Origin of the sequence: Tardiphaga sp., assembly GCF_028290495.1 — a bacterium.
Lineage (GTDB): Bacteria > Pseudomonadota > Alphaproteobacteria > Rhizobiales > Xanthobacteraceae > Tardiphaga.
Window position 1 is genome coordinate 1 of record NZ_JAQGJT010000153.1, and the last position, 18,728, is coordinate 18,728.

Here is an 18,728-nt window from a genome sequence, read left to right on the forward strand (position 1 = left end):
CCCAAAGATTAAGCTTCGAATCACGAAGATTAAGTGATGAGCAGGGTTAGGGAACCCCCCGCCCGACCTCGAATGAGGCGAGATAGCCGCCGACGTCCAGGGGATCGAAGGCCGGTCCGGCAAAGGCGCTGAATGTGCTGACTTGGCCGTCCCCGCGCCCCCCGACGGCGGCGTCATAGAGGTCTGGCCGGAACACGCCCATGGCGGTCTTGAGCGCCTCCGGGCTCAGTGCCGTCTGCCCCCAGCGCACCATCTGGGCGTAGAGCCAGGCGGCCTGGACCGGATCGGGCCGCCCTGCCCCTTCGCGTCCGACCAGAAGGTAGCGTGCGCTTTCGCGGAAGGCGCCGTCGGGTGATATCTTCAGGCGTCCCGTGAGGGTGCGCTGGATGACCTCGGCATCGACGCCGATCCGCTCCGGCTGCGCCAGGATGTGTGCTGCTTCGGTCCGGTTCGCGGGGTCCTCGATGAACTCGGCGGCCTTCACGGCCGCACGCACGAGGGCTGCGACCACGTCCGGGTGCTTGTCAGCCCAGATCTGGCGCACCGCCAAGACCTTCTCCGCCGCGTGCACGAGAATGTCGGAGACGAAATGCAGGATATGGCCGATGCCGAGATCAACCGCGACCGAGTTCCAGGGCGCCCCGACGCAGAATGCATCGACATGGCCGTTGGCAAGGCTGTCGACCATGTAGGGCGGCGGCAGCACGACGAGGCGCACATCCTCGTCCGGATCGACGCCGCCTGCGGCCATCCAGAAGCGCAAATGATAGTTGTGCGTCGAGAACGGGAAGGTCATGCCGAAGGTGAGCGGGTCGGCGCCGCGCGCCTTGCGCTCCGCGACCACGCGGGCGAGCGCGCGCGCCGACACCATCGGGTCGAGGATGTCGCCTTCTGCGGCATCGCTCAGCGCGACATGTAGCGCGGGCGAAACCGTGATGGCGTTGCCGTTTACGCCGAGCCCGAACGGCGCAATGATCGGTACCTTGACGTGGCCGAGGCCGAGCGTCGAGGCGATCGCGACGGGTGCGATCAGGTGCGCGGCATCGAACAGGCCGATATTGAGCTTGTCGCGCACATTCGACCACGACACTTCGCGCACCAGCGTGACGTCGAGTCCTTCGTTGCGCGTAAAGCCCTTGTCGGCGGCAACGATCAGCGCGGCGGCATCGACCAGCGGTATGAAACCGATGTGGAGGGGATGAGCGGTCATTTCAGCAACTCCGCAGCGGTGATGATCGACTGCGCGATGTCACCGATTTTCTTCTTTTCGCGCATCGCCGTCGAACGCAGCAACACGTAGGCCTCCTCTTCCGTGAGGCCCTTCAGTTTCATCACGATGCCCTTGGCACGGTCGATGATCTTGCGGTCTTCCAGCGCGGATTTGGTGCGCTCAAGCTCGTCCTGCAGCTTCGAGAAGGCGTTGAAACGCGAGATGCACAGATCGAGGATCGGCTTGATGCGCTCCTTCTTCAGGCCATCGACGATGTAGGATGATACCCCGGCATCGACCGAGGCCCGAGCCGCCTCGGAATCGCTCTGGTCGACGAACATCGCGACCGGCCGGCGCACCGCCCGGCTGACCTGGAACATCTGTTCCAGCACGTCGCGGCTGGGATTTTCGAGGTCGATCAGGATGACGTCGGGATCCAGCGCATAGATCCGCGCCAGCAGGTTGTGCATTTCCCGGATGTGCTGGACATCGACATAGCCGGCCTCGCGCAACCCCTCCTCCAGGATAGCGGCCCGGATCGGGCTTTCGTCGACAATCACGATTTTAGGCGACGATTCGGCAGACATCGGTCACGGGCACTCCCTGAGCACCTTCCATAACACGGGTCCCAGTTGCTTAAAGCCTTGTATTTATGGGCAAATGAGACTAGCTCCTGCCCTTCAATTGAGCAGATGTGACATGCAGCAAGCCGCGCCGAAAATCTCGTTCGTTTCCCTGGGATGCCCCAAGGCCCTGGTGGATTCCGAGCGCATCATTACGCGGCTGCGCGCCGAGGGCTATGAGCTCGCGCGCAAGCACGACGGCGCCGATATCGTCATCGTAAATACCTGCGGCTTCCTCGACAGCGCCAAGGCGGAATCGCTCGGCGCAATTGGCGAGGCGATGGCGCAGAACGGCAAGGTGATCGTCACCGGCTGCATGGGCGCGGAGCCCGAGCAGATCGAGCAGGCCTATCCCAACGTGCTCTCCATCACCGGCCCACAACAATATGAGAGCGTGCTTGAGGCCGTGCATCGCGCGCTGCCGCCGGTCTATAATCCGCATCTCGACCTGATGCCGCCGCAAGGCATCAAGCTGACGCCGCGACACTACGCCTATCTGAAGATTTCCGAAGGCTGCAACAACCGCTGCAGCTTCTGCATCATTCCGAAGCTCCGCGGCGACCTCGTCTCGCGCCCAGCCAACGAGGTGCTGCGCGAGGCCGAGAACCTGGTGAAGGCCGGCGTCAAGGAATTGCTGGTGGTGTCGCAGGACACCTCGGCCTACGGCGTCGATACCAAATACGCGACCAGTATCTGGAAGGACCGCGAGGTCCGCGCGAAGTTCTTCGATCTTGCCCAGGAACTCGGCGAACTCGGCGCGTGGGTACGGCTGCAGTATGTGTATCCCTACCCACATGTCGACGAAGTCATCGGCCTGATGAATTCCAACAAGAACGTGCTGCCCTATCTCGACATTCCGTTCCAGCATGCCGCGCCAAATGTGCTGAAGGCGATGAAGCGACCGGCGGCGCAGGACAAGACGCTGGCGCGGATCAAGAAGTGGCGCGAGGAGTGCCCGGACCTGACCTTGCGCTCGACCTTCATCGTCGGATTCCCTGGCGAGACCGAGAGCGACTTCCAGTACCTGCTCGACTGGCTCGAGGAAGCGCAGATCGACCGCGTCGGCGCGTTCAAATATGAATCCGTCGCCGGCGCGCCGTCGAACGCACTCGAGAACGCCGTACCGGAAGAGATCAAGCAGCAGCGCTGGAACGCGCTGATGGAGCGGCAGCAGAAGATTTCCGCACGCCGCCTGAAGCGCAAGGTAGGCACCCGGCAGCAGGTCATCATCGACGAGGTCGGCCCGACCGTCTCAAAAGGCCGCTCCAAGTCCGACGCCCCGCAGATCGATGGCGCGGTCTACGTCTCGGCACGCCGCCCGCTGAAAGTCGGCGAGATCGTCACCGCGAAGATCGAACGCGCAGACGCCTATGATCTGCACGGGACCGTGGCGGGGTACTGACGCCATGCCGCTGATCGCTGCGCCGAGGGCATCCAGCTTGCGCCATCGTCAAGTTGAACCCTGCAGCGCACAAGCGTATGCTTAAAGTTGTAAAAGCAGAAGAAACGTAATCGACTCGTCTCAGCAGGGAGAGAATGATGCGTGGAAATTTGTTTGCTGGATTCGTGGCATGCGCTGCTCTGCTAGCGCCGGCGCCGGGCTTTTCCCAGGACAACACCGATCAGAAGCTCGGCACGGTTCATTTCGCCACGTCGTGCAACGAAACGGCGCAGCGCCGGTTTGATCGAGCCATGCGCTATCAGCACTCGTTCTGGTACAGCGCCTCCCGGGAGATCTACGAGGAAACGCTGAAGGCGGATCCTGATTGCGCCATCGCCTATTGGGGCATTGCGCTGTCGCTGCTCGACAATCCCCATAGCCCGGTGCCCGCGCCGAACCTCCCGCTGGGCCTCGCAGCCATCGAGAAGGCGAAGGCCGCTGGCGCGAAGACACAGCGCGAGCGCGATTACATCGATGCGCTGGCGTCCATGTATGTCGGCTACGACAGCGTCACGCATCAAGCACGTGTGCAATCCTATCTCAAGGCGATGGAAGCACTGGCGGCGAAATCCCCCGATGACGACGAAGCTCAAATTTTCTACGCGATCACGCTGAATGTCGCAGCTTCATCCGCGGACAAGACCTATGCCAACCAGCTCAAGGGCATCGCGATCCTCGAACCGATCTTCCAGCGCGCGCCGCAGCATCCCGGCGTCGCCCACTATCTGATCCATCTCTATGACTATCCGGCCATCGCCGCCCGGGGGCTGCCGGCCGCATTGCGCTATGCGACGATCGCCCCGGTCGCTCCGCATGCACAGCACATGCCGTCGCATATCTTCACCCGCGTCGGTTACTGGAACGAGTCGATCGCGGCCAACACGGCGTCGGTACAGGCGGCAAAGGCTGACAAGGAAATCGGCGACCAAATGCACGGACAGGACTATCTGGTCTACGCCTATCTGCAACTCGGGCAGGACAAGCAGGCGCGAAAGGTGATCGACGAGGTCGAAGCTGGCCAGTTCGGTGCCGATGCGTTTGGCGCTGCCTTTTCGCGGGCCGCCGCGCCAGCGCGCTTCATGATCGAACGCGGCGACTGGAAGGGGGCGGCCAACCTCGACGTCAAGCCGAGCAAATTTCCGCACGTCATGGCGGTGAGCTATTTCGCCCGCGCACTCGGGGCGGCGCATTCCGGCAATCCCGATGCCGCGCGCGCCGACATCGCCCGGCTGGCGGAAATGCGCGAAAAACTGCGTGAAGCGAAAAACACCTACTGGGCCGGCCAGGTCGAGGTTCAGGAACAGGTGGCAACAGCCTGGGCGCTCTACGCCGAGGGCAAGTTCGATGATGCGCTGAAATCGGCAAAAGCCGCTGTCGAGGCTGAGGACAACACCGACAAGTCACCGGTGACCCCCGGACCGCTGGCGCCGGCGCGTGAGCTTTATGGCTACATGCTGCTGGACCGCGGCATGGCCAGGGAAGCGCTCGCGGCCTTCGAGGTGTCGATGGCGAAGGAGCCGAACCGCTACAACGGCTATGTCGGTGCTGCGCAAGCCGCGCAGGCCGTGGGCGACAAGACAAAGGCGAAGGCGGCCTATGAGAAATTGCTCACGCTCGCGCGTGAATCGGATTCCGAACGGCCGGCGCTGATAGCGGCACGGACTTTCGTCGCCCGCAACTAAAGCGTTTTCGCGCGAAGCTGATACCGGTGCGCGCCAGGTCAACGCGTCGAAACAAAAAACCGGAGCTTCCGTTCCGATCCCATCGGAACGGAGCAAGTTCTGACACGGCCCCAACTTCTTTCACGGTCCACGCGATGAAGCGAACGCTCGTTATTGCCGTTCTTGGCGGCTTCGGAATCGGCGGACTGGTTGGAGCATCCGCCTATTTCCACGCGACTCTACCGGGTGCCGGCGGTGCGACTGAAACGCCGGTGCGACCAGTCTGGACCGAGGTGCAATGGCCCTTCCCGATGGACGAATGGGGCAAGGGCAAGGCCTTCCGCTGCATGGCGGCGGATTGCGGCGCTGAGACCAACCTTTATGTCCGGGCCAAGATCGGCTTCTGCAACTGTAAGACGGGCGTGGCGGATGACGAGGAACTCGAGCGCCTCAGCGACTTCAGGCTGATGGGTGACGTGCCCGCCGTTGTTGGATCGGGGCGCGCAATCAAGGTGGCCTGGATGAACGGCCGCAGCCGGTCCTACACCCTTGCCACGCCGTTTCGGGCACGGCATTCGGCGCTGGCGCTGGCGTTCAACGATCGCTGCGATGCCATCGTCGCCACGGTCTTGACCGGACATGATCGACCGACCGCTATCGAACCCGGCGTTGTTGAGTTCCTCGGCAGCAAGACGATCATCGACTGGGCCACCGTGGCGCTTGGTCTGTAGCGCTACCGGTTGCGCAACAAGAAGCGAGCCCCGGATCTGCGAAACGATACGGCGTATCGCATAGCGTCCGGGGCACGTAACCTTACGGCTTCAAAATAGAAGCGCCGGTCGTGGCGCGGCTTTCCAGATCGATATGCGCCTTGGCGGCATCCTTCAGCGCGTAAGCGTGGTTGATCGGCACGTGCAGCTTGCCGTCGATCACTGCCGAGAACAGCGTGTCCGCACCTTCCAGCAATTCCGAGCGCTTGCCGACGTAGTCGTTGAGCTTCGGCCGCGTTGCAAACAGCGAACCGTGGTTGTTGAGTTCGGCGATCGCGAATGGCGGCACTGGACCGGACGCATTGCCGAACGACACCCACATGCCGCGCGGCTTCAGGCACGACAGCGAGCCCGGGAACGTGGTCTTGCCGACGCCGTCATAGACCACGTCGCACAACTCGTTGCGGCTGATCTGCTTGACGCGATCGACGAAGTTTTCCTCGTTGTAATAGATGACGTGGTCGCAGCCGTTGGCCAGCGCAAGCTCGCCTTTTTCCTTCGAGCCGACGGTGCCGATCACATGCGCGCCCATCGCCTTGGCCCACTGGCACGCCAGCAGGCCGATGCCACCCGCTGCGGCGTGGATCAGCACGCGGTGGTGCGGCTCGACCTTGAAGGTCTTGTGCAGCAGATACCAGACCGTGAGGCCCTTCAGCATCAAGACGGCGCCCTGCTCGTAGGTGATGCGGTCCGGCAGCTTGACGAGACGGTCTGCCGCGAACACACGCTCGGTCGCGTAGCTGCCCAGGTTGGAATAATAGGCGACGCGGTCGCCCGGATGGAAGCCGGTGACGCCGGGACCGACCTCGATCACCTCGCCCGCCGCCTCGTTGCCGGCGATGAACGGCATCTGCGGCGCCTTGTAGAGACCGTTGCGAAAGTACACGTCGATGAAGTTGACGCCGATGGCGTGCTGCCGGATGCGAACCTCTCCGGGGCCGGGTGCTGCGACATCGACGGCCTCGTAAACGAGCACCTCGGGGCCCCCGACTTTATGAACGCGCACAGCCTTGGTCATCGCTTCGCTCCCTAGGATACATATGACCCCAGCGATAGCCAACGCGCCGGTGTTGTCAACTGCGGGGCGCTAACGGGGCGGTTTGAGCAGACGGATCACTGCGTCGGCGCCGACGATGTAGATCGCAATCGCTGAGAGCGCGACGGTGACAGGCCAGGCCACCGCAAAATCCTTGATGATGGTGACAACCGCCAGCACGGCCCAGAGCGCGACCAGCGCGAGATTGAGCCTGCGCCACCGCGTCACCCGCACCGGATGGATGACGTGAAACGGCACGAAGGTCAGCACGATCAGCGCCAGCACGATCAGGCTGCCGACGACAGGCAGAGGCTTCAGAAGGAAGAGATAGAAGGCCGCGGCATTCCATAGCGCGGGAAAGCCGCGAAAGTGATTGTCGGCGGTCTTCATGCGCTTGTCGGCAAAATACAATGCACTGGACACAACGATGCCGACGCCCAGCGCGGTCGCGGTCCACGGCAGCAGCAGCCCGCTTGCCATGATCGCATAGGCCGGCACGAACACGTAAGTGATGAAATCGACCACGAAATCCAGCGCGTCTCCGGACCAGTCCGGCAGCACCCGCACCACGTCGAGCCGGCGCGCAATCGGACCGTCGAGCCCGTCGACCAGCAACGCCAGGCCCAGCCAACCGAACATCGCCGCCCAGTGGCCATGCACGGCGGCCATCATCGCGAGCAGTGCAATCCCGGCGCCCAGCGCTGTGAAAATATGCACGGCGAACGCCGCCGCTTGAGCGGTCCGGGATGGCGGCGGTGGCGGGCTGAAGGCGTCCATGTGCGAGGGCCAAGCTAGCAGCAATCCGCAACAGTTGCACAGCCGCGGCCGCCATGTTGCGCCGCCGCATGGCTGGCGATCCGGACCGGCACCTTGAAAAGATGACGCCAAACGCCGATGGTCGCACCATGAACGAGACCTCCCTTCCCTACGACGTCGCCGTGGTCGGCGGCGGCCCCGCCGGCCTTGCTGCGGCGATCGCGCTGGCCGACACCGGCGCCCGCGTCGCCCTGGTGGCGCGCCGCGCGGCCTATGCCGACAACCGCACCACCGCTCTGCTCGGCGGCTCCGTGGACTTCCTTGAGCGCCTCGACGTCTGGCGTCGCTGCGCCGGACAATCCGCCGACCTGACCACGATGCGGCTGGTCGATGACACCGGCCGTCTGATCCGCGCGCCGGAAGTGAAGTTCGTATCCGCCGAAATCGGCCTCGACACGTTCGGCTACAACATCGCCAACCGCGACCTGATGACGGCGCTGGAAGAGCGCGCCGGAGAACTGGCCAATCTCACCCGGATTGATGACGACGCCGAGACGATCCGCATGGGTGACAACAACGTCGTCGTCCACATGACGCAGGGCGCCTCGCTGTCTGCCCGACTGGTCGTCGGCGCCGACGGACGGCAATCGCTGTGCCGCAACGCCGCGGGCATCGAGGTCAAACGTCGCCCGCTCGACCAGGCAGCATTGACCTTCAACATGTCGGTGGGACGTCCGCACCACAACACATCGACCGAGTTTCACACCACCTCTGGCCCCTGCGTATTCGTGCCGCTGCCCGGCCAGCGCTGCAGCGTGGTCTGGGTGTCCACGCCGAAGGAAGCGGAGCGGCTGATGGCGCTTAGCGACACCGAACTGTCCGCTGCTGCCGAGAAGCAATCGCATTCGATCTTCGGCCGCGTCAGCGTCGAGCCCGGCCGCTATCTGTTTCCGCTCGGAATCGAGCAGCCCAAGCAGGTCGCGAAGAACCGCGTCGTGCTGGTCGGCGAATCCGCGCATGTGGTGCCGCCGATCGGCGCGCAGGGTCTCAACATGGGCCTGCGCGACGCCGGTGACATTGCCCGCATCGTTGGCGACGCCATGGCATCCGGCGAGGACATCGGCGGGCCGACCGTGCTGGCACGATTCGAGCGGGCGCGGCGCAGCGACATCGCCAGCCGCACCTTCGCCATCGACATGGCCAACCGCTCGTTGCTCAGCGACCTCCTTCCCGTCCAGCTGATGCGCGGCATCGGCATGCAGCTGATCGGCTCGGTCGGTCCGCTGCGTCGCGTTGCCATGCGCGAAGGCCTGTCGCCGTCGTGGCGGAAGAGCTCTTAAGGAAACGCGATCTGCCCGGTCTTCAAGAGATACATCACGCTTGTCAGCGTGATCACCGACACGAAGGTGCCGACCAGCACGGCGACTGAAGCCGGCTCGATCCAGGTGTCGTATTGCCGGGCGATGATGAACACGTTGAGCGCCGGCGGCAGTGAGGCGAGCAGCACCGCGGTCGCCGCCCATTCGGGCGGGAACGGCCCCACCAGCAGCATCAGCGCGAACGCGATCAGCGGATGCACGATCAGCTTGACGCCGATCACCGCAGGCACCTCCCACGGCACCCGTCCGAACGGCCGCAGCGCCACGGTGACGCCGAGCGTGAACAGCGCTACCGGCGCCGCCGAATTCTGCAGGAAGACCAGCATGCCATCGATCGCCACCGGCATCTGCACGTGGAACGCCGCCGCGAGTGCACCGAGATAGGCCGCGACGATCAGCGGATGCAGCACGATGTGCTTGATGACGATGCCGATCGTCGGCAGCAGCGGCCGCTTGTCGCCGGAGGTCAGCGCCATCGCTATGGGCACGATCGAGAACAGGAAGATGCTGTCAAAGCAGAACACCAGCGCCGTCGGCACCGCCGCCTGCGTGCCCAGCACCGCCAGCGCCAGCCCCGGCCCCATATAGCCGATATTGCCGTAGCCGCCGGACAGGCCGGCCATCGCCGCCTCGCGCAGCGTCAGCCGGCCAATCACCTTGCCCACCCAGGCCGAAAGGAAAAACGCGGTCGCGGTCGCCGCCGTGGTGGCAATCACGAACGGCAGGTTGTTGAGTTGCTCGAACGGCGTCTTCGCCATGATGCGGAAGAACAGAGCCGGCAGCGACACGTACAGCAGGAAGAAGTTCATCCAGGCAAGCCCCGCCTCGGGCAGGCTCTTCACCTTGCCGCAAGCGAAGCCGATGAAGATCAATCCGAAATAGGGCAGCGCCAGATTGAGGACATCCATCATCGGAAGGCGTTTTTCTTCATTTTTGGCCCGGCGCGGGCGGTAGGGTGGAGCGGCGAAGCGGTCTCAATTCAGTCATTTGCCTCTAGCATCGGCCACAATCCTGGTCTATTCGACGAGAATGATCATTGCGCGCACCGCCAAGTTCCAGATCGGCCAGATCGTCAGGCGCCGGATCTTTTCGTTCCGGGGCGTGGTGTTCGACATCGATCCGGAGTTCAACAACACCGAGGAATGGTGGCTGTCGATCCCCGAGGACGTGCGACCGCGCAAGGATCAGCCGTTCTACCACCTGCTCGCGGAAAATTCGGAATCCGAATACGTCGCTTATGTCTCCGAGCAGAACTTGCTGCCCGATGAGTCCGGAGAGCCGATCCGCCACTCTCAGGTCGCCGAGATCTTCATCAAGGACAAATCCGGCAGCTATCGGCCGCGGAACCCGTCGCTGAATTGATCCGGACCTGACGCCCCCTTTTTTGAGGGGGCGCCCAAGAGCACTTCAACAGCCCTTGCAGATTCCCTTGATCATCCGGTCGAGGTCGCGATCCTGCGCGTCGATCTTGCGGGGGTCGGCGGTGCCGGTTTCCGACGGGACATCGCCGGCGCGCGGCTGGCGGTGGCCGATCGGCGCTTGCGCGGCGGGACTCGGCTGATCGCCCTGCTGGGAGCGCTTCACCGATGCAGGCGGTGCGTTGCGTGTTGAATCCTGAGCCTGCGCCAGCGCGCTGCCAAGGAGCGTCAGACAAACGATCGTTGCGATCAATTTCTTCATGGAGCCTCTCCGACCTGTCAGGTGGCCACGCTCACGCCTTGGGCGGATAGAGGTGAACGTCGCCACAGTAATCCAACACACGATAGCCCGATTCCGTCGCCGCTCCATCCGCTGCATCAGGGTCCCGCATCAAATATTCGGGGCCGATCGGCGCCTTGCCGAAACCGCCGGGGATATCGAGCACATAATCCGGCTGGCAAAGTCCGGAAATATTGCCGCGCAGCGCCCGCATCAACGCCTGGCCCTGCGCGATAGTCGTGCGCAGATGCGCGGTGCCCGGCGCGAGATCGCCGTGGTGCAGATAATACGGCTTGATGCGGCATTCCACGAAAGCACGCATCAAGGCCTCCAGCGTAGCCGCATCGTCGTTGACGCCGCGCAGCAGCACCGACTGGCTGACGAGAGGAATACCGGCATCCACCATCAACGCACATGCGGCACGCGCGGTTGGGGTCAATTCACGGGGATGATTGGCGTGCAATGCCACCCAGGTAGCCGCCCCCGGCACCTTCAGCGCTGCGACCATCTCAGGCGTCACGCGCGCGGGATCGGCCACGGGAACGCGGCTGTGCAGCCGGATGATCTTGACGTGATCGATCGCCGCGAGATCGACCATGATCTCGCCGAGCCGCCGCGGCGACAGCATCAGGGGATCGCCGCCGGTAAGGATCACTTCCCAGACTTCACCGTGCGACCGGATGTAATCCAGCGCGCTTGCATAGGCCTCGCGCGACAGCGCCGTCTCCTTGCCGGGCCCGACCATTTCGCGGCGGAAGCAGAACCGGCAATACACCGCGCAAACATGCACCAGCTTGAACAGCACGCGGTCGGGATAGCGATGCACAATGCCTTCGACCGGCGAACGGGCGTGATCGCCGATCGGATCGGCATTCTCATTAGGCTGCGCGTCGAGTTCTTCGACCGAGGGAATGTATTGTCGCGCGATCGGATCGTTGGGATCGTTACTATCGATCAGTTCCGCCACGGCCGGCGTCACCGCGACCGCATAGCGTGCCGCGACCTTCTCCAGATCGGCCAGCGCCACCTCCGGTGCCAGCCCCTGCGCCACCAGTTCGGACGGCTGCCGCAATGTCGCGGTGAGCTTCATGACGCGCCCGCCGGAGGCGTCCACACCACCTGATCGATCCGCGTTGCGCCCGACGCCAGCATCACCAGACGGTCGAAACCGAGTGCCACGCCGGCGGCATCCGGCATCGCCGCGACCGCTTCCAGGAATTCCTCGTCGAGCGGATAGCGCTCGCCGTAGCGGCGTTCTTTCTCGTCCATGTCGGCCGCAAAACGCCGGCGCTGTTCGTTGGCGTCGGTCAACTCGCCAAAGCCGTTGGCAAGTTCGACGCCACAGGCATAGACCTCGAAGCGTTCGGCGACGCGCGGATCGTGCCGGGCGGTCCGCGCCAGTGCGGCCTCCGGTGCCGGATATTCGAACAGCACGGTCAACCGCCCCTGCCCCAGTTGCGGCTCGACGTGTTCAACGAGCACCTTGCTGAAAATATCCGACCAGGTGTCGTCATCGGCAATGCGCACCTTGTCCGCCGCCGCAAGTGCCAGTGCAGCACGGTCGCCGTTCGCGCCCGAGATCGTCGCGAGCAGATCGATGCCCGCGAATTTCCGGAACGCTGCCGCCACGGTCAGCATCTCCGGATCGGCAAACGGATCGGCGCTGCGCCCGCGAAACGAAAACTGCTTGATGCCGGTCGCCTGCGCGGCGTGCGCAATGATGACGATGCAGTCGGTGATGACCGCTTCATAGCCGGCGTCAGCGCGGTACCATTCCAGCATGGTAAACTCCGGCAGATGCAGATCGCCCCGCTCGCGGTCGCGAAACACGCGCGCAAACTCAAAAATCTGTTCCTCTCCCGCCGCCAGCAGCTTCTTGCAGGCAAATTCCGGCGAGGTACGCAGGTAGCGCACCAACCGCTCGCCATCGCGGTCGATCAATGCGGTCTTCGGCGCATGCAAATGCGTCTCGTTGCCCGGCGAGACCTGGAGAACGCCGGTTTCGACCTCGACGAAATGCTGCGTCTCGAACCAGCTCCGGGTCGCCCGGGAGATGGCGCCGCGCGCCAGCAGGAAGCCGCGGCGGTCCTGGTGCCGCGCCGGGGCCCACCACGGCGACGGCCGTTCGTTGCCGGGCATCAGACGACCGCCTTGTGGAGCCGCAAAACGCTGGCTTCGACGGGCAAAATCAGTATGTTGCGCGCTGAAACTGCTTCGCTGGCCACAGGACACCCTCGTCCGGATCGGTCCCGGGCCTGAATTTTAGGAAACACACCTGTGAAAGTCATCGCCAGTTCTATTCGTAAGGGCAACGTGATCGAGCAAGACGGCAAGCTCTACGTGGTTCTGACCGCCGAGAACATCCACCCCGGCAAGGGAACCCCGGTCAGCCAGATCGAAATGCGCCGAATCAGCGACGGGGTGAAGATCTCGGAGCGCTACAAGACCACGGACGCGGTGGAAAAGGCGACCATCGAAGACCAGAATTTCAATTACCTCTACAAGGATGCCGACGGCTTCCACTTCATGAACAACGACAACTACGACCAGGTTGCCGTGCAGAAGGACGTGATCGGCGATGCCGAGCCCTATCTGCAGGAAAACATGACCGTGAAGCTGTCGCTGCACGGCCTGCTGCCGGTGGCAATCACCATGCCGCAGCGCGCGACCGTCGAAGTCGTCGACACCGAGCCGGTCACCAAGGGCCAGACCGCGTCGTCGTCCTACAAGCCGGCAATGCTGGCCAACGGCGTCCGCACCCTGGTGCCGCCGCACATCGGCACCGGCACCCGCATCGTCGTGATGACCGAAGACGGTTCCTACGTCGAACGCGCCAAGGACTGATCGATCTGTATTCCGGGCGCCAACTGGCGTCCGGAATACTCAGGTCGCCGGCTTCGGCCGCGACGGCGGGGTCCAGCGGAATGCCGCGCCAAACCTGTTCCAGACATTGATGCCGGCGATCGCCGACGACAGGTACATCAGCTCCTTTTCGGAAAACGCCGCGCTCGCTTCGGCATAGACGTCGTCGCTGACGCCCTGCGATACCAGCGTCAGCGCCTCGGTCCAAGCCAGCGCTGCGCGCTCCTGCGCCGAAAACACCGGCGCTTCCCGCCACACCACCAGCTGATCGAGCTTTTCGGCGGGCACGCCAATGCCTTGCGCCGCGATGATGTGAAACTGCACGCAGAACGCACAGCCGTTGATCTGCGAGGCGCGGATCTTGACCAGTTCGAGCAGTTGCTTGTCGATACCGAACTGCGAAGCCGCAGCGCCGAGCGCCCTCACCATGCTCTCAAGTTCCGGCGTCAACGCCTTGAAATCCTTGTATTCGCGGCGCGGAGCAAGCGACATCGGCAATTCCTTTCATGATTCGCCGGCGAATATAGCCGCGTCCTGCCGAAGCACCATCCCGCTCGTGCAGGCGGAATTGCGGCGCAATGTCCTTTGCCTGCAACACCACTGCGCCGCTACACTGCGGCCATGACCCTGATAGATTCCCGCAAGCTCTCGCGCCGCGCGCTCCTGCGATCCGGCCTTGCCGCCGGCGCCGTACTGGCACTGCCTGCCGCAGCCTTTGCCGCGCCGCCCGGCTTCGACGCCTGGCGCGACGGTTTCCGCGCCCGCGCGCTGGCCAAGGGCGTTTCCGATGCCACCTATACCCGCGTGATGGGCCGCATCGAGCCGGACATGTCCGTCTTCAAGTCGATGCAGAAGCAGCCTGAATTCCACGAGCAGATCTGGCAATACGTCAACCGCCGCGCCTCCGACTGGCGTATCATCGCCGGCAAGGAAGCGCTGCGGAAGAACGAGGCCTTGTTCGGCCGCATCGAGCAGGATTTTGGCGTCGAGCGCGGCACGCTGCTGGCGCTGTGGGGCGTTGAATCGGCCTATGGCGATCCCCTGGTGCAGCAGAACCACATGCGCCCGATATTCCCGTCGCTCGCGGCCCTTGCCTGGAACGAGCCGCGCCGCCGCGCCTATTGGGAAACCGAACTGATCAATGCGCTGAAAATCGTCGATCGCGGCTGGGGCACGCCGGAGGAAATGCGCGGCTCCTGGGCCGGTGCGATGGGACACACCCAGTGGATGCCGGAAGTCTGGCTCAATGTCGGCATGGACTACGACAAGGACGGGCGGGTGTCGCCGTTCGGCAAACCCGACGACGCGCTCGGCTCCAGCGCGCGCTATCTGGTCAACCGCGGCAAATATCACCGCGGCGAACATTGGGGCTACGAAGTCCGCGCGCCCGGCGGAGCCTCGAGCGGCAGTCGCAGCTACGCGGCGTGGGCCAGCGCCGGTGTCACCCGCGCCGACGGCCAGCCGTTCCCGCAGCCGAACGCATCGGCGCAGATGTGGGTGCCCGTACAGGGCGGCCCCGCCTTCCTGCTCGGTCCGAATTTCTACGCGGTGCGCAGCTACAATCCGTCGATGAACTACGCGCTGGCAATCTGCCATCTCGGCGATCGCATTTTGGGCGCGCCGCCCTTCATCCAGCCGTTCCCAGGATCCGAACGCGCGCTGACGCTGGCCGAAGTGCAGGAGATGCAGACACGCCTGACCAAAGCCGGCTTCGACACCGGCGGCACCGACGGCCGCGTCGGCAACGACACCATGAAGGCGATCAGGGATTATCAGATCAAGATGGGCCTGTTGCCCGCCGACGGTTACGGCGGGCTGAAGGTGCTGGCGCGGTTGAGGCAGGGCTCGTGATCCCGGGCCTCTTGCCCGATTGTCGCTATTCCGTTTCGATGTCTTCCAGACGGACCCCGCGCCCTGCTTGCAGGCTGTCGCGCGCCTGCCCGATCCGCCGCAAAAATCGCGGGTCGTTTTCGAGCTTGACCTCCGAGAGCGGAACTTCTTTCACTCCGGATTTCCGAACTGTGCGAGCCATGACTCAGCCTCCGACTTGGTAGTGGGTCAGTTTGAATTTCTGCTTCCAACGAACGCCAGCCAGCCTAGCGGTTGATGCGGAAGGGATGCGCCCAATACGGACCCCCACCGCGTTTTTGCGCTCTCCCGACAGCGGACATTGGGCATGCTTAGCGAGCGCCGTCTGAACCCACAATCCGTTCTGCCTCAGAGAAAGGGATGGGAAATGGTGCGTTCACAAATCCAGACCTTGCTGCATACTCAAATGCCGGGATCGCTTAATGAATCCCTGTTCGCCAATCCCCACTCTGCCATCGCCGCCATCACAGGCTTCAAGGTCTGACCCGCTGACGACAGCCTATACTCGGTTTTCGGTGGAATCACCGGATACTCCTTGCGCTCGATAAATCCCCAAGCGGCCAGCTCTTTCAGCTCAAGGGAGAGGATTCGGTCACTGATCGGCGGGCAAGCTGCCCTGATCTCAGAAAATCTTAACGTTCCTTTCTGAACCAGTGCCCAAATGATTCTTGCCTTCCAGCGGCCACCCAAGATCCGTGAGGTGAATGCGACTGGGCATTTCGATGGCATTGGTTTCATAGAGCTACGCTAACAAAAAACTCCGTACTTACAAGCACTGCTACTTTGGCTTACGTGGCGTCGGGACATCACGTTTCATCACGGATTGGTCCATGGCCTGAATGAACAGAACCATGGACCAGCAACAGGAGATCGCATGAAAGCCATCTGTACAACGCCCGGCCGAGACCTTGAAGTCCGCGAAGTTCCCGCACCGGACAAGCCTGTGGCGGAGCACATGCTCATCAAGACGGACGCAAGCGCCATCAACCCGGGTGACATAGCATTCCTCAAGCGAGCACCGCTCGGCCAGGTTCCAACAAGCCTCTACGATATTTGGGGCGTGTCAGGGGCTGGTACTGTTATAGCCGTCGGCGAAGGGGTCCCGATGAGCCGGCTCGGAAAGAAAGTCTCCTTTTACCGCTCGCTGATAAATGCAGGCGAGACCATCGGAAGCTGGTGCGAGATTGCGCAAATGCATCACCTGACTTGCGTGACATTGCCCGACGACATCGATCCGATCGATTATTCAGGATCTCTCGTAAATTCAATCACGCCTTACGCTTTCTGGAAACAGGCTCAACAGGACCAGCATCGAGGTGTTCTGGTTACAGCCGGAACTTCGGCGACAGGCATCGCAATGCTGGGCATTGCACTCGCCTATGACGTTCCGATTGTTTCGATTGTACGAGACACAACCGGCTGGCAAGAACTGACCGCACTTGGTGCCAAAAAAATCCTGGTTCAGACCGATCCCAATTTCGATCAGGATCTTGCAACGGTGGCTGAAGAGAAGAAAACCACTGCTATCTTCGATGGGGTCGGCGGAGACCTTCTCAACCGCATCATGCCGCTCGTTGCGCATGGATCAACCGTTTACGCGTATGGATATTTAGGTGGCGGCGCACCTGTCTGCTTTCATTCGAGCATGCTCATGGCAAAGAGCTTGACGATAAGAAACTTTAGCAATTTTGGAAGTCAGGCCGTTCAAGATCGGCAAAAACTCAGAGCAGCACTCGATGACCTCGCCGATATTATCACGATGCCTCACTTCAAGACAAAACGAGGAGAATCGTTTGGTTACGATAGAATCGAGTATGCCTTGAAATATTCAGAGACAAATCATGGCAAAGCCATCCTGATGCCTCCGCCGTATGAGTGAGGATGGGCAATTGTACCACTGTCCGCTTCCCTGCGATCTTTCGGTAAATCGGACCAGCCGCTTCCGGGGCCAGCTCTTGCCAACAGCGGATATTCAAACTGACCCACCACCACCTCCGATTTGGTCACGATCGCCGAAACCTCGACGGTCGTTTCGGTTACGTCGTAAAATATTCGCACCTCGCCAACGGAGCGCTGCGATCGCCGCAACGGCTTACCTGATCATCGCCGGCCCCTGATCCGGCACCGCGACATCGATCACGCGAAACTGCACCCGCTCGGTGCCCTGCCAGCGGTCGACCGCGAGCGATCCCGCGACATGCAGCGGCTGCCCGCGATGCTGCGTCAGCGCGTTGCCGAGCTTTTGGCCGATCGAGCGGAACGCGATGCCGTTGACGATGGCGCCGTCGCCGGACTTGAATCGCAGCCGCAGATGCGCCTGCCCGACTTCGTCGGCATAAACCAGTTGATGCGACGGCAGCGCCACCACAGGCTCGGGATTACCGCTGCCGAACGGGCCTGCGCGATTGAGCATGTTTGCGAATTCCGTGGTCACCGCGCGCGCGCTGACCGCGCCGTCGATGAACAGTTCGTTCTCGTGCCGCGAATTGGCGACATCGGCGGCCAGCGCGCTTTCCATATAGGCGCGGAACTCCGCCAGCCGCTCCTTGCGCAGCGTGACGCCGGCGGCCATGGCGTGGCCGCCGCCCTTCATCAGCAATTTGTCCTTCACCGCCTGCCGTACGGCCCTGCCGAGATCGACGCCGGAGATCGAACGGCCCGAGCCGGTGCCGATGCCGCCCGGCTCGAGCGCGATGGCAAACGCGGGACGCGAGAATTTCTCCTTCAACCGCGACGCGACCAGACCTACCACGCCGGGATGCCAGCCTTCCGAGGCCGTGACGATTACTGCCCCCTTGTCTTCGAGACCGAGCGAGGCCAGCGCCTCGGCTTCCGCCTGCGCCTCCGCCATCTGCTCGATGACGCGGCGCTCGGTGTTGAGGCGATCGAGCTCCGTGGCGATCCGCGCCGCCTCCGAGACGTCGCCTTCCAGCAGCATCCGCACCCCGAGATCGGCGCGGCCGATGCGGCCCCCGGCATTGATGCGCGGCCCCAGCATGAAACCGAGATGCCAGGCTTCCGGCGGGCCGTTCAGCCGCGACACATCCATCAGCGCGGTATGGCCGACATGATCGCGGCGCCGCATCGCGATCAGGCCTTTTGCCACGAACGCCCGGTTGAGCCCAGTCAGCGGCGCGACATCGGCGACGGTGCCGAGTGCCACGTGATGCAGCATGCCCAACAGATCCGGCTCCGGCATTTCACCGGTCCAGAATCCGCGTGCGCGAAGTTCCCGGTTGACCGCGACCAGCGTCACCAGCACGAGGCCGACGGCGGCGAGATGGCCGAGGCCAGAGAGATCGTCGGGCCGGTTCGGATTCACCAGCGCGTCGACCGCGGGCAATTCGTCGCCGCACTGGAGATGATCTATGACGACGACCGACATACCGAGACGCTTTGCTTCGGCCAGTGGCTCGAAACTGG

Annotated in this window: 21 protein-coding genes; 9 read left to right on the plus strand and 12 right to left on the minus strand. The window is 63.1% G+C overall.

All coding sequences use genetic code 11. The features are described 5' to 3' along the window. Nucleotides 1-46 precede the first annotated feature (46 nt). The gene (locus JWQ24_RS22750) at nt 47-1,210 is read right to left on the minus strand and encodes a CmpA/NrtA family ABC transporter substrate-binding protein (RefSeq protein ID WP_299812819.1); all 1,164 of its coding nucleotides are present in this window, start codon (nt 1,208-1,210) and stop codon (nt 47-49) included. Further along, the gene (locus JWQ24_RS22755; protein WP_299812822.1) at nt 1,207-1,797 is read right to left on the minus strand and encodes an ANTAR domain-containing protein; all 591 of its coding nucleotides are present in this window, start codon (nt 1,795-1,797) and stop codon (nt 1,207-1,209) included. Before JWQ24_RS22755 ends, JWQ24_RS22750 begins: the two co-directional genes overlap by 4 nt. A 112-nt stretch (nt 1,798-1,909) precedes the next feature. Between JWQ24_RS22755 and rimO the strand changes: the two genes are divergently transcribed. From rimO to JWQ24_RS22770, 3 genes are all read left to right on the plus strand, one after another. Then, complete coding sequence (gene rimO / locus JWQ24_RS22760; RefSeq protein WP_299812825.1) at nt 1,910-3,235, plus strand: 30S ribosomal protein S12 methylthiotransferase RimO; 1,326 nt, start codon at nt 1,910-1,912, stop codon at nt 3,233-3,235. 137 nt (nt 3,236-3,372) lie between these two features. Next, entirely contained in the window at nt 3,373-4,956 is a 1,584-nt protein-coding gene (locus JWQ24_RS22765) for a hypothetical protein (RefSeq protein ID WP_299812828.1), read from the plus strand. A gap of 134 nt (nt 4,957-5,090) precedes the next feature. Next, complete coding sequence (locus JWQ24_RS22770) at nt 5,091-5,666, plus strand: hypothetical protein (protein WP_299812831.1); 576 nt, start codon at nt 5,091-5,093, stop codon at nt 5,664-5,666. A gap of 82 nt (nt 5,667-5,748) precedes the next feature. Here JWQ24_RS22770 and JWQ24_RS22775 read toward each other — a convergent pair whose 3' ends face one another. Continuing rightward, nucleotides 5,749-6,723, minus strand: a complete 975-nt coding sequence (locus JWQ24_RS22775; RefSeq protein ID WP_299812834.1) for a quinone oxidoreductase — start codon at nt 6,721-6,723, stop codon at nt 5,749-5,751. Between the two features lie 69 nt (nt 6,724-6,792). After that, nucleotides 6,793-7,518 (minus strand): phosphatidylcholine synthase, encoded by a 726-nt coding sequence (pcsA, locus tag JWQ24_RS22780; RefSeq protein WP_299812837.1) that lies wholly within the window; start codon nt 7,516-7,518, stop codon nt 6,793-6,795. A 128-nt stretch (nt 7,519-7,646) separates the two neighbouring features. On the opposite strand from pcsA, the gene JWQ24_RS22785 reads away from it, so the two are divergent. Next, the gene (locus JWQ24_RS22785; protein WP_299812840.1) at nt 7,647-8,837 is read left to right on the plus strand and encodes a UbiH/UbiF family hydroxylase; all 1,191 of its coding nucleotides are present in this window, start codon (nt 7,647-7,649) and stop codon (nt 8,835-8,837) included. On the opposite strand, the gene JWQ24_RS22790 is transcribed toward JWQ24_RS22785, so the two are convergent. After that, a complete protein-coding gene (locus JWQ24_RS22790; protein WP_299812843.1) occupies nt 8,834-9,787 on the minus strand; it encodes an AEC family transporter in 954 nt (317 codons plus the stop codon). The two genes, JWQ24_RS22785 and JWQ24_RS22790, sit on opposite strands and share 4 nt — an antisense overlap. Nucleotides 9,788-9,905: 118 nt before the next feature. Between JWQ24_RS22790 and hspQ the strand changes: the two genes are divergently transcribed. After that, nucleotides 9,906-10,238: a heat shock protein HspQ gene (hspQ, locus tag JWQ24_RS22795; RefSeq protein WP_299812846.1), complete on the plus strand. Its 333-nt coding sequence runs from the start codon at nt 9,906-9,908 to the stop codon at nt 10,236-10,238. A 45-nt stretch (nt 10,239-10,283) separates the two neighbouring features. Here the strand turns inward: hspQ and JWQ24_RS22800 are convergent, their stop codons facing one another. Genes JWQ24_RS22800 through epmA form a run of 3 tightly spaced genes read right to left on the minus strand, consistent with a single transcriptional unit; the run spans nt 10,284 to nt 12,713 of the window. Beyond that, a complete protein-coding gene (locus JWQ24_RS22800; protein WP_299812849.1) occupies nt 10,284-10,556 on the minus strand; it encodes a hypothetical protein in 273 nt (90 codons plus the stop codon). A 31-nt stretch (nt 10,557-10,587) separates the two neighbouring features. Then, nucleotides 10,588-11,664 (minus strand): lysine-2,3-aminomutase-like protein, encoded by a 1,077-nt coding sequence (locus tag JWQ24_RS22805; protein WP_299812852.1) that lies wholly within the window; start codon nt 11,662-11,664, stop codon nt 10,588-10,590. After that, nucleotides 11,661-12,713: an EF-P lysine aminoacylase EpmA gene (gene epmA, locus JWQ24_RS22810; protein ID WP_299812855.1), complete on the minus strand. Its 1,053-nt coding sequence runs from the start codon at nt 12,711-12,713 to the stop codon at nt 11,661-11,663. Before epmA ends, JWQ24_RS22805 begins: the two co-directional genes overlap by 4 nt. Before the next feature lie 138 nt (nt 12,714-12,851). On the opposite strand from epmA, the gene efp reads away from it, so the two are divergent. After that, a complete protein-coding gene (gene efp / locus JWQ24_RS22815; protein WP_299812858.1) occupies nt 12,852-13,418 on the plus strand; it encodes an elongation factor P in 567 nt (188 codons plus the stop codon). Nucleotides 13,419-13,457: 39 nt separating this feature from the next. On the opposite strand, the gene JWQ24_RS22820 is transcribed toward efp, so the two are convergent. Next, on the minus strand, nt 13,458-13,928 hold the full coding sequence (locus JWQ24_RS22820; protein WP_299812861.1) for a carboxymuconolactone decarboxylase family protein: 471 nt from the start codon (nt 13,926-13,928) through the stop codon (nt 13,458-13,460). 129 nt (nt 13,929-14,057) lie between these two features. Between JWQ24_RS22820 and JWQ24_RS22825 the strand changes: the two genes are divergently transcribed. After that, complete coding sequence (locus JWQ24_RS22825) at nt 14,058-15,287, plus strand: lytic murein transglycosylase (RefSeq protein WP_299812864.1); 1,230 nt, start codon at nt 14,058-14,060, stop codon at nt 15,285-15,287. Nucleotides 15,288-15,312: 25 nt separating this feature from the next. Here JWQ24_RS22825 and JWQ24_RS22830 read toward each other — a convergent pair whose 3' ends face one another. Beyond that, the gene (locus JWQ24_RS22830) at nt 15,313-15,468 is read right to left on the minus strand and encodes a hypothetical protein (protein WP_299812867.1); all 156 of its coding nucleotides are present in this window, start codon (nt 15,466-15,468) and stop codon (nt 15,313-15,315) included. A 144-nt stretch (nt 15,469-15,612) separates the two neighbouring features. On the opposite strand from JWQ24_RS22830, the gene JWQ24_RS22835 reads away from it, so the two are divergent. Further along, nucleotides 15,613-15,789 (plus strand): hypothetical protein, encoded by a 177-nt coding sequence (locus JWQ24_RS22835; RefSeq protein ID WP_299812869.1) that lies wholly within the window; start codon nt 15,613-15,615, stop codon nt 15,787-15,789. Here the strand turns inward: JWQ24_RS22835 and JWQ24_RS28615 are convergent. Then, the gene (locus JWQ24_RS28615) at nt 15,708-16,043 is read right to left on the minus strand and encodes a helix-turn-helix domain-containing protein (protein ID WP_366521459.1); all 336 of its coding nucleotides are present in this window, start codon (nt 16,041-16,043) and stop codon (nt 15,708-15,710) included. The genes JWQ24_RS22835 and JWQ24_RS28615 overlap by 82 nt on opposite strands. 136 nt (nt 16,044-16,179) lie before the next feature. Here JWQ24_RS28615 and JWQ24_RS22840 point away from each other — a divergent pair, with 136 nt between their 5' ends. Then, a complete protein-coding gene (locus JWQ24_RS22840) occupies nt 16,180-17,184 on the plus strand; it encodes a zinc-binding dehydrogenase (RefSeq protein ID WP_299812871.1) in 1,005 nt (334 codons plus the stop codon). A gap of 213 nt (nt 17,185-17,397) precedes the next feature. Here JWQ24_RS22840 and JWQ24_RS22845 read toward each other — a convergent pair. Beyond that, on the minus strand, nt 17,398-18,728 hold a 1,331-nt coding region (locus JWQ24_RS22845), incomplete at its 5' end, for a DHHA1 domain-containing protein (RefSeq protein ID WP_299812874.1).